Origin of the sequence: Bacillus sp. AF23 (genome assembly GCF_020861455.1) — a bacterium.
Lineage (GTDB): Bacteria > Bacillota > Bacilli > Bacillales > Bacillaceae > Bacillus > Bacillus halotolerans.
In genome coordinates this window covers 283,073-295,964 of record NZ_JAJHVY010000015.1, presented here as the reverse complement: position 1 = coordinate 295,964, position 12,892 = coordinate 283,073, and the positions used below count along the sequence as shown (strand labels likewise).

1 protein-coding gene is annotated in these 12,892 nt (G+C 45.8%); it reads left to right on the top strand.

All coding sequences use genetic code 11. The features are described 5' to 3' along the window. The first annotated feature begins 15 nt into the window (after window positions 1-15). On the top strand, window positions 16-12,819 hold the full coding sequence (locus LNN34_RS06865) for an SDR family NAD(P)-dependent oxidoreductase (RefSeq protein WP_229043025.1): 12,804 nt from the start codon (window positions 16-18) through the stop codon (window positions 12,817-12,819). Window positions 12,820-12,892 lie beyond the last annotated feature (73 nt).

Genomic DNA, 12,892 nt, shown 5'->3' with positions numbered 1-12,892 from the left:
GAGAGGAGTGGGAACATGATAACTGAACAACTGCGCATCTCATTAAATAATCCTATCATGTGCAATCACAAGGTATATGGACAAGCGTTATTACCCGGCCTTGCTTATATAGATCTGATTTATCAAGTATTCCAAGAACATGGTTACGCTTATCAAGAGCTAGAACTGAAAAATCTGACCATTTTTTATCCTCTGATCGCGGAAGCATCGTATGACATTGCCCTGACAATCCAAGTGTCTGAAAGCAAAAAAGGGACATGGTCCATCTTAATTGAAGGGCAAAAACAGCATGGAGAGTCGTTATCAGGTCATAGACGATATGCTTCGGCCGAGATGCATCATAAAGCACCAGCTGCTTTCACGGAAAAGATTGACCTTCATCAATGGAAAAAAGCGGCCGGCCGAATTCTGAATTTGGACGACATCTATGATCAATGCCGCCGTCAAGAATTAGTGCATACAGGCATGATGATAGCAGAAGGACAGGTATATGAAACAAAAGAGGCCGCTTTGATTGATGTATCTGTCGGACAAGAAGCATTGCTTCATTCTGAGGCTTTTATGTTTCATCCGACGCTCATCGACGGCAGCGGTTTAGGGTCAAGCGGCTTGCTCTCAAGTGTAAATAAAAACGAACAGACTGTGTATCTGCCTTTGTTTTTCGAATCCTTTACAGCTTCGGAGCCATTACAAAAAGAATGTGCGGCGCGCATTCAAGCTTCCTCCGTGCGCCAGAAAAACGAGCTTACTTATATGACCATTGAATATTTTAATTCTTCTGGACAAAAAGTAGCCGAACTCAAAAACTTCGCAAGCAAGTCTGTCCGGGATGCGAAGGCCTTTCAGTCTGAAAAAGAAATCGATCAGCTCCAGGAAGAGAGTGTGGTAAAAGAAACTTCTGTCTCTCATGACGCTGGCCGGAAATACAATGCGTTTGAAAGGTTACTGCGTCAGTTGCTGGCTGAACAGCTTGAAAAACCGGCAGAACAAATGGATATTCACGCCGGGTACTATGAGCTTGGGTTAGATTCGCCATCCTTGCTTGAAATTGTTCAGGCGATAGGATCTCATGTTGGAGAAGATCTCTCTCCCACTTTGCTGTTTGAATATACAACGATTGCAGAATTATCAGCGCATTTGGCTGAAAACTATTTGTTTGGAGAGGCGGACGATGCTGTCCGCCAGCCTCCTGCATCACTGCCGGAGTCTTTAGATGCTCTTTCTTCCCCGCCAAAAAAAGCGGAGGACATTGCGATCATTGGGATGGCAGGCCGTTATCCTAAGGCGAAAAACATACAAGAATTTTGGGAAAATCTTAAGGCTGGAACAGATTGCATCAGTGAAATTCCGAAATCACGGTGGGAATGGAAGGAATTCGATGAACTGACAACACCTTCAGGAAAGCCTTTTTCAAAATGGGGCGGGTTCATTGAGGATGCCGATTGCTTTGATCCGCAATTCTTCAGAATTTCTCCCAGAGAAGCAGAAACCATGGATCCTCAAGAACGCTTGTTTTTAGAGACATGCTGGGAAGCCATTGAAGATGCAGGCTATACGCCTGAGACAATTGCTGCACAGCGAGGCGCTAATAAAAGACGGCATGTCGGCGTCTTTGCCGGTGTCATGCATAAGGACTATTCTCTTATAGGTGCTGAAGCTTTATCCGAACAAAATCCCTTTCCTTTGTCCCTGAACTATGCGCAAATCGCCAATAGAGTGTCTTACTACTGTAATTTCCATGGACCAAGCATGGCAGTGGACACGGTCTGCTCATCTTCTTTGACTGCCATTCACTTGGCAATAGAAAGCATCCGGAATGGGGAATGTGAGGCTGCGATAGCAGGGGGTGTCAATTTATCTCTGCACCCGGCTAAATATATCAGCTATGGCAGTGTGGGGATGCACTCGAGTGACGGCTATTGTCATACATTCGGCGAAGGCGGTGACGGATACGTTTCTGGAGAAGGGGTTGGAACGGTATTATTAAAGCCTCTGCGAAAAGCTGAACAGGATGGTGACCGGATCTATGCCGTCATCAAAGGAAGTGCCATTAATCATGTAGGCAAAGTCAGCGGTATTACGGTTCCGAGCCCTATAGCGCAAGCCGATGTTATAGAAACCTGCTTAGAAAAAACAGGAATCGATCCGCGTACGGTCGGCTATGTGGAAGCGCATGGCACCGGCACCTCTTTAGGAGATCCAATTGAAATTCAAGGATTGGTGAAGGCTTTCAGCCGAAATACGCAGGATCAGCAATTTTGTTCGATCGGTTCTGTGAAATCAAATATTGGCCATGCTGAATCTGCAGCCGGCATCAGCGGGTTAACGAAGACCGTTCTGCAGCTGTATTATAAAACGCTGGTCCCATCCCTACACTCAGAAGAGCTGAATCCTTATTTGGAGCTGGATCAATCACCGTTTTTTGTTCAGCGCGAAGCAAAGAAATGGGAGCAGCTGGCATTGACAGAAAACGGAATGGAGATTAAGTATCCCCGCCGTGCCGGTGTAAGTTCGTTTGGAGCGTCAGGGTCCAATGCGCATATCATTTTGGAAGAATACATCCCGAAAGAGGACGCCTCAGCCTCTGTTTCGGTGAAATATGAAGAGGCAATTATTCCCTTGTCGGCGAGAAATATAGACAGGCTGCAAGCATACGCCGGCAAACTCATTGAGTTTCTTCACGAGGACATTAATCTTTTTGAGCTTGCTTATACACTGCAGGCAGGACGGGTGGAAATGGAGGAGCGGGCAGCCTTCATCGTGAAAGACATAAAGGATCTAATTCATCAACTTCAAGCATTTGTAAAAGGTGAAGAAGCCGATCGCTGCTGGACCGGACAGGCCAAAGAGGGCCAAGGGTTTACCGGGGCAAAAGCGGGGGATTTGGAGAACATCGCGGAATCTTGGGTTCAAGGAAAACAGGTCAACTGGGATGAACTCTACGGCGCTCGCAAGCCGCTTAAAGTAAGTGTTCCAACCTACCCGTTTGCAAAAGAACGCTACTGGATACCGGCACCTGAGACGAAAATCAGCGGCAGAACAACGAATTCTGCATTACATCCGCTGCTGCATAGGAATACGTCAGACTTTTCTGAGCAGCGCTTTAGCTCTAGCTTCACAGGCAAGGAATTTTTTCTATCAGATCATGTTGTGCAGGGACAGAAAATCCTGCCGGGTGTTGCCTATTTAGAAATGGCAAGGGAAGCAGCGGAAAAAGCAGCGGGTGATCTGGGAGAGGGACAAAGAATTGTGTCGCTCAGAGACATCGTCTGGATTCGTCCTATCGCGATTGAAAGTGAACCAAAAGAGATACATATTGGCCTTTATCCTGAGGAGAGCGGAGAGATCAGCTATGAGATTTACAGCAAAGATGAAAACCAGATGATACACAGCCAAGGGACTGCAATCCTAGGGGCTGAACCGGACATTCCTGTTTTAGATATTAAAGCGCTGCAGGCGGAATGCAGTCTGGACACAGTGACATCAGAGCAATGCTATGCGGCGTTTCGGAAGATAGGGCTTGACTATGGAGAGGGCTATCAAGGGATTAAAAAAGTGCTTATCGGACACGAACAATTGCTTGCAAAAATCTCCTTACCCGCTTTTTTGGAAGACGGTAAGAAGCAATTCATGCTCCATCCGAGTTTGATGGATTCCGCTTTCCATGCATCGATTGGTTTTATCGTTAGCTCAGTCAATACGGATGCTCAAGTCCATAAGCTGTCTCTGCCGTTTGCAATGCAGGAACTTAACATTCTTGCCTCTTGCCCTTCTGAAATCTGGTCTTATATTAGATTCAGTTCAGACAGTAAGGCAGAGGACAAAATCAGAAAGTATGATATTGATCTATGCGATGAAGATGGGAATGTCTGTGTGCAAATGAAGGGGGCCTCCATTAGAGCGCTGGAAGGAGAACCTCAATCTCCGGAAGCAATAGCAGCGGGGTCTTCATCGATAGGACATACAATGATGGTTCCTGTCTGGGAACCAGTGTCTCCAAATGCGGAGAGCGGTGTCTCGGCTGCCGGTGGACAAGCCGTTTTATTAGGAGGTACTGAGCACGAACAAAAGTTAATGAAACAATACTATCCTCATGCAGTGGTTTTGGATATCCAGCCGGCAGATCACATGGAAACGATAGCAAACAAGCTGCAAGCGTGCGGCAGCATTGACCATGTACTGTGGATTGCCCCGCTACACTCAGAGCAAATGTTTATTGAAGAACAGGAAGCAAACGTTCTTCACGTATTTAAGCTTGTGAAAGCACTTCTTCAATTAGGCTATGGCAGGGAAAAGCTGGAATGGTCAATTATCACCATCCAAGCGCAGCCGATTACTCAGCATGAAGCTGTCAATCCTGCTCATGCTAGCATTCATGGACTCATTGGCACAATGGCTAAGGAATATCCGCATTGGAAGATCCGGCAGATTGACCTTGAAGAAGGCTGCACTTGGCCAATCAAACAGATGTTTACACTCCCTGCAGACCGTCTTGGGCACGCGTGGGTCTATCGGAATCACCAATGGCATCAGCAGCAATTGATTCCATATCAGCAATCCCCGTCGAATGATACGTTATATCGAACCGGCGGAGTGTATGTGGTTATTGGAGGAGCTGGGTACATCGGAGAGGCGTGGAGTGAGTATATGATCCGCCGCTATCAGGCGCAGATCGTTTGGATTGGACGCAGTCAAATCAATGATGCCATCCAGGCAAAATTAAACCGTCTCTCGGCACTTGGACCTGCGCCTTACTATATTGCAGCCGATGCTGCGGATATGCATTCATTGCAGCAGGCTTATGAACAAGTGAAAAAACGCCATCCTCATATTCATGGGATCGTTCATTCTGCAATGGTTTTATTTGAACAAAGCCTGGAAAATATGACGCTCGAAGAATTCAGAACTGGATTGGCGGCAAAGGTGGATGTAAGTGTTCATATGGCCCAAGTATTTCAGCAGGAGGATTTGGATTTTGTTCTATTTTTCTCTTCGCTTGTGTCCCATATCAAAAATGTGAAGCAAAGCCATTATGCCTCTGGCTGTGCATTCGCAGATGCATTTGCTTATTGGCTGTCCCGAAGCTGGAGTTGTCCCGTTAACGTCATGAATTGGGGATATTGGGGGAACAGTGAAGCGGCCGAAGATGAAAATTATGTGCAGCTCATGAATCAAATTGGCTTAGGCTTAATTGAACCTGAGGAAGGGATGAAAGCGTTAGAAGCCCTGCTTTCAGGGCCTGTCACCCAAACGGCTTTCATTCATACGACTAAACCTGTTGCAGTCGAAGGCATGAATCAGAAGGAATTCATCACCCTTTACCCGCAGCAGCCTTCGATAGACGCCGAAAGCCTGAAGAGACGCCTGCCGGAAACTCGGAAAATAAAAAGAGTAACACACGAGGAGCTGGACGCTCTCCTTTACAGACTTCTATTAGCGCAGCTGCAGACGGCCGGGCTGTTTGATGGTCATACATTATCGGTTGAACGTCTTCAACGAAACAACAATACTCGTGAGTTTTATGAAAAGTGGCTCCGGCAAAGCAGCGAATTCCTTCTGCAGCAAGACTACCTTAAAAAAGATGGAGATTCTTTGGTGAGGAAGGACAAGGCAGAGGATATAGACATGCTTTGGAATGAATGGGATGCAAAGAAATCAGAATGGCTCCAAGACAGCAACACAAAAGCGATGGTTGTATTAGCTGAGGCCATGCTGAAAGCATTACCGGATATCCTGACAGGGAAGGTGCCTGCGACGGATATCATGTTCCCTCATTCGTCAATGGAATTGGTGGAAGGTATTTATAAGCATAACCAAGTTGCAGACTACTTCAATAAAGTGCTCGCTGATACGTTAACAGCTTACGTAGATGAACGGCTGAAACAGGACCCTAAAACCTCCATTCGCATTATGGAGATAGGCGCAGGCACTGGCGGCACGAGCGCCGGAATCTTTCAAAAACTGAAAACCTATCAAAATCATATAGGAGAATATTGTTATACAGATCTTTCAAAGGCGTTTTTGCTGCATGCAGAAAAAGAGTATGGGGCGGAAAATCCTTACCTGACATATCAGCTATTTGACGTAGAAAAACCGATCGATCAGCAGGAAATCGAGGCAGGCGGCTATGACGTTGTAATTGCCGCTAATGTCCTTCACGCGACAAAAAATATTCGCCAAACGCTGCGGCATGCAAAAGCTGTGATGAAGCACAACGGATTGCTTTTACTAAATGAAATGGCGGGAAACAGCTTGTTTCCGCACATCACCTTCGGACTGTTGGAAGGCTGGTGGCTGTATGAAGATCCTGCGCTGCGAATTCCCGGCTGTCCTGGTCTATATCCAAACAAATGGAAAGAGGCCTTAGAAAGCGAAGGCTTTGAATCCGTGTTCTTCCCGGCAGAAGCAGCACATGACCTCAGTCACCAGATCATAGCAGCCTCAAGCAACGGAGTGGTGCGCCGTATGGCTATGGACATGGCGTCTCCTGCAGAAAAGAATTTTTCACCAATGAGGAAGGAGCCGGCATCTGTCCAAAACGTAGCTTCAGAGATAGGCAGACCATCAAATGATGCCGTCTTGATAGAAAAAAGCACCGAGTATATGAAAAAACGAATTGGACAAACATTGAAAATCCCTGCAAGTAACATCGATTCATCTGAACAGCTTGAAAAGTACGGCATCGATTCTATTGTCGTTGTTCAGCTCACGAATACATTACGTAAGGAACTGGACCATGTGAGCAGCACTTTATTTTTTGAGTATCAGACAATAGACGCGTTAGTGGAGCACTTAATCAAAACGAAAAAAGAAGCACTTATGAGACTGACAGGCCTTGACCATCAAGTGCAAAATGACAAGCCGGTAGCAATCAATAACAAATCTTCACAGGAGGCTGGGCAGGTGCCTGACACAACCCGGCGCTATCGTAAGCTTGGCGGCCGCAGCCGCGAGAAAGAAGCACCATCACTGGCACAAGCACCGGTCAGCCGTGATGTTGCGATTATCGGCATATCCGGGCGTTATCCTCAGGCGGAGACAGCAGAAGAATTTTGGAACAATCTAAAAGAAGGAAGAAATTGTATAGAGGAAATCCCGAAAGACCGCTGGGATTGGAAAGCATATTACGATAAAGAAAAAGGAAAAGAAGGCTCTATTTATACAAAGTGGGGCGGATTTATCAAAGGTATGGATACTTTTGATCCTTTATTCTTTCAAATTTCTCCGCTAGAAGCAGAAAGAATGGACCCTCAGGAGCGATTATTTCTGCAAACCGCCTATGCGAGTATTGAAGATGCGGGATACACACCAGACTCGCTCTGCTCAAGCAGAAAAGTCGGCGTCTTTGCCGGCGTAATGAACAAAAATTATCCTACTGGCTACGGTTATTGGTCCATTGCCAACAGGGTATCCTATTTGCTGAATTTCCAAGGCCCGAGCCTTGCTGTTGACACAGCATGTTCGTCTTCTCTGACAGCGATCCATTTGGCGTTAGAAAGCATTTACAGCGGATCAAGTGAGTGCGCCATTGCCGGCGGCGTCAATTTAGTTGTCGACCCTGTTCACTATCAGAACTTATCTGTCATGAACATGCTCTCTGAAACTGACAAATGTAAATCATTCGGTGATGACGCAGATGGGTTTGTTGATGGAGAAGGAGTGGGTGCCGTCATTTTAAAACCTTTGCAAAAAGCAATAGAAGACGGTGACCATATATATGGGGTGATAAAGGCCAGCTCCATTAACAGCGGAGGCAAAACCAACGGATATACGGTTCCAAATCCGAATGCCCAAGCCAAGCTGATTAAAGAAGCCATTCAGCATGCCAATATCCCAGCCAGAACGATCAGTTATCTGGAGGCACACGGAACAGGCACTGCATTAGGAGATCCGATTGAGATTGCTGGATTAACAAAAGCGTTTGAGGAAGATACACAAGAAAGACAGTTCTGCGCGATCGGCTCCAGCAAATCCAATATTGGTCATTGTGAAAGTGCAGCCGGCATCGCCGGTTTGACAAAAATACTGTTTCAGTTTAGATACGGTCAAATCGCACCATCATTGCATGCTGAGCGTTTGAATCCAAATATTGAATTCAGTCAAACTCCGTTTATCGTTCAGCAAAAGCTTGGTGAATGGAAGCGGCCGATCATTGACGGTCGGGAAGTGCCGAGACGCGCCGGATTAAGCAGTTTTGGCGCCGGAGGGTCAAATGCCCATCTGATTTTAGAAGAATATATTCCGAAAACCGAGGCACAAACACCTCAAGCTCCTCCTCCTGCTCTGATCGTGCTGTCAGCGAAAAACAGTGAACGGCTTCAAGAAAGAGCGGAGCAGCTGCTCAATGCCGTTCGCGAAAAAAGGTACAGTGAATCAGATCTGGTCCGGATTGCCTTTACGCTGCAAACAGGCCGTGAAGCAATGGAGGAAAGGCTTGGCTTTATTGCCGAATCAATAGAAGATCTAGAGAGCAAGCTGCAAGATTTTATAGAAATGAAAGCAGAGGATCTATATCTGGATTGTATCGACGATAATAAACAAGCATTAGCGCTCTTATCAGCTGATGAAGATACGGAGAAGATGATAGACGCCTGGATGAGCAAAGGGAAATTTACGAAATTACTGGATCTTTGGGTGAAGGGCTTGTCTTTTGACTGGACAAAGCTGTACGGAGCTCATAAGCCGATCCGAATCAGCCTGCCGACATATCCATTTGCAAAGGAACATTACTGGGCATCAGGTGTTGAAAAGAGAACATCGTCCTTTGAAAACAATATAGAACACCAAGAGCAAGAGGACTTCGAGGTGATGACCTTTAAAGAAGTATGGAAAGAACAGCAGGTGTCTCTCACATCGAAAAGCTTCACAACTCTCGTCTGTTTTCTGACTGACAGAGACAAGCAACAAGCATTCGCTTCAGCTGTGAAAAGCTTTGATTCAGAGACCAAGGTCATATTTGTTTCTCAAGGCGAAACGTACGGCAAACAGTCTCCATACTCTTATCAAATTGTACGGAAGGACCCCGGCACTTTTGAGAAAGCCTTTCGTAGGATTCAGGAAGAACATGGAGAACCGGATGCAATCCTCTATTTATGGGCGACGGAGGATTCAAGCTGTAGTCAGGATTATTCCTGTGCAGTCTATTTATTGCAGGCTATGGCGGCCGCGAAGCTTCAACCTGCCCGTGTGTTATTGGCTGGATGTTTTGAAAGTGGTCTTGACCGAAGTTATCTGGAATCATGGATAGGACTTGAACGTTCACTCGGGCTAGTCCTTCCGAATACGAAAGTGACAGGAATCTTTCAGGATGCCGATCAAATTCCAAAAGAATCAATGGACGATTGGACAAGCAAGATCTGGACGGAATTACAGGCTTCAACTGAACAAACCGTCTTGTATCAGAATGAGAAACGTTATGTATGTCAGATTGAACAGACAACGTTACAGCCAGGCAACAGCAAATTGAAGTCCGGGGGAACTTACCTGATTACAGGCGGTTTAGGAGGGCTCGGTTATTTATTCGCCAAGCATTTGGCTAAAAACTATGCTGCGAACATCATTCTGACAGGACGAACGCCTATCAATAAAGAAAAACAAAAGCAGCTAAAAGTATTGAAGGATTTAGGCGGCGAAGCCATGTATGCAGAGGCGGATGTGTGTGATCCGATCGCAATGGGAGACTGCGTGAAACGCGGAAAAGACCGGTACGGCACCATCAATGGTGTCATTCATGCCGCCGGTATCGAGAGCGGGTCCTCTATTTTTGAAAAAGAAATGGATAGCTTCAAGCGTATTATTGAACCGAAAATCAATGGAACGATCGCACTTGACGAGTGGTTTAAAAAAGAAACCCTGGATTTTATCTGTTACTTCTCTTCGTCTTCTGCTATTTTAGGAGACTTTGGTTTTTGTGATTATGCGGTAGGGAATCGATTCCAAATGGCCTATGCACATTACAGAAACGAGCTTCATCGCGGCCATACGTTTGTTATCAACTGGCCTGTTTGGAAGGACGGCGGGATGACGATCGGGAGTGCCGAAACTACCGAGATGTACCTGAAGTCAAGCGGTCAGCGCTTCTTAGAAGCGGAAGAAGGCATACTTATGTTTGAACACATTTTGTCTCAGCAGGATGCGCAGCATCTTATCATCGCCGGTCAGCCAAGCCGGGTCCGCCGCTTTTTAGGAATGACTGAAAGTGCTGTTCCAGAACCGGACATGATAGCCCCGCCTGCACAAGAAACATCGGGCGGGATGAAGAACCTAAGCGTTGAAAAACGTTTGGAAATGGACTTGAAAACGCATATTCACACCTTGCTTAAGATCTCAAAAGACAAGCTAGACTTGAATAAGAACTGGGCCGACTTTGGATTTGATTCCATCTACTTGGCTAAATTCTCGAACGTGTTAACTGACTATTACAAAGTCGAGATAACGCCTGCTTTATTTTTTGGCTATTCGACTTTAAAAGAATTAATCCGCTTCTTTTTAACGGATCATAAAGGCCTGATCGAGGAATTTTACCGGGGTGATGCATCTGATACTCAGAATCAGGCTGAAGCTGAAGTGCCGGTTTCTGCAGCACTCCAATCAGAAAACAGCCATAGAAGCGGCCGGCAGCTTTACACAGAGCCTATCGCCATTATCGGAATGAGCGGCAGGTTTCCTCAAGCTGATTCGGTTCATGAATTGTGGGACAATCTGAAAAACGGAAAAAAATGCATTTCAGAAATTCCGAAAGACCGCTGGGACTGGCGTGAAGTCAAAGGACATCCAGAGAAAGCAGAAGTGCCGAGATGGGGCGCATTTTTGAAAGACATAGACCGATTTGATCCGCTGTTTTTCCACATATCGCCTAAAGAAGCTGAAAGTATGGACCCGCGCCAGCGATTGTTTCTTGAAGAAGCATGGCATACATTTGAGGACGCAGGATATATGGGAAACCGGATTAAAGGAAAGTCCTGCGGCGTTTATGTGGGTGTGGAAGAAGGAGAATATGCCCACTTAACCGGTGATACGGATTACATTACCGGCACTCAAAACGCCACATTGGCTGCGCGAATTGCATACGCATTAGATTTAAAAGGACCTAATATGGCGTTGACGGCAGCATGTTCCTCAGGACTTGTAGCCATTCATCAGGCTTGCGCAGCTTTGCGTCAGGGAGACTGTGAAATGGCTTTAGCCGGCGGCGTCAGTCTGAATATTTCTCAAATGTCTTATGAGGCGCTGACAAAGGCGGAAATGCTTTCTCCAGATGGACAATGCAAAGTGTTTGACCAGGATGCCAATGGGCTTGTGCCTGGTGAAGCGGTAGCAGCTGTTCTGCTGAAACCATTATCAAAGGCAATTGAAGATCAAGATCACATTTATGGATGTATAAAAGCAAGCGGCGTGAATTATGACGGCAAAACCAATGGAATGACAGCTCCCAATCCTTTTAGCCAGGCGGAATTAATAGAAAGCATTTATGAAAAATATCAGATCAATCCGCTTGATATTCAATATGTGATGGCGCACAGCACTGGATCAAATCTGGGAGATCCGCTTGAAGTACAGGCATTGACGGGTGCGTTCAGCAAATATACGAAACAGAAGCAATTCTGCACCATTGGCTCAATTAAATCATTAATCGGACACACATTTGCAGCTTCCGGTGTGGTTGCTTTGATCAGTATGCTGATGGCTATGAAAAATCAAACGATTCCGGCTACCCATGAATGTGAATCGAGCAATCCCTATATTCAGTTTGCAGAAAGCCCTTTTGTGCTTCACAAAGAGAACCAGCCATGGATCAGAAAAAATCATAATCCGAGGATGGGGACAATCAGCACAACGGGCATCAGCGGTACGAATGCGCATGCAGTAATTGAAGAATACATTCCGGATGAGCAGGCATCCGCGCATCAAGAGCAAACGGAATGTCCGCAAGTTATCGTGCTTTCTGCTCAAAATGAGGATCGGCTTCACGATGCTGTTCTGCAAATGCTTGAGTATGCAGAGCAGAATGACAGCCTTTCATTACCTGATGTTGCGTATACACTCCAGGTTGGGAGAAAAGCAATGGAAGCAAGACTGGCGATCGTAGTGAATAATCAGGAACAACTGGTGCGAAAATTGAAGGAATTTGCAGAAGCGGTGAAGAATGGTGAAACATTCGGCCAATTTACATCCTTTTATACAGGGAATGTGGAAGAGATTTCAGAAGAAAGAGATGAGACATCTCTGAAAACGGTCGTCATAGAAAAAGATTTTAAAAAGATAGCAGATTGGTGGACGAAAGGAAATCATATTTCTTGGGAACTGCTCCATGAAGACAATAATGTCCGTATCGTTCCGTTACCTGGCTATCCATTTGCAAAGGAACGCTATTGGATCTCATCAGATAAGAATAGTAGACCATCGTCACAAGTCGCCCAAAGTGAGACTGACGAGTCCAATGAAGAGAAACACATTCAAGACATCATCGTACAATTTCTGGAACGAGAGCTGAGCCTGTCACGGCATCAAATCAATTTCAAAAGAAACGTTCGAGAATACGGGATGGATTCAATTCTTGGCCGAAAGCTGATGCGTCATTTAGAAAAGACCATTCAGATCAAGCTGACCGGCCGGGAGCTTCTTGAATTCCAGACAATCCAAGCGCTTTCTGCTTATATGGCTTTAAAAGCTGAAGGAAAAAACCGAAGCGCGGAGGCTCTGCCGCAAAATCAAACCAACAGCCTGTACACTGACGAGCAAATCATCGGTTTGATGCAAGAGGTGGCGCAAGGGAAATTGGATTTTAAGAGTGTGCAAAATATCATAGAAGGGAGTTAATCGTATGAACCATAAAGAAATTCTCGATGCCTACAGATCAGGAGAATTAACGATTACTGAGGTAGAAGAACAT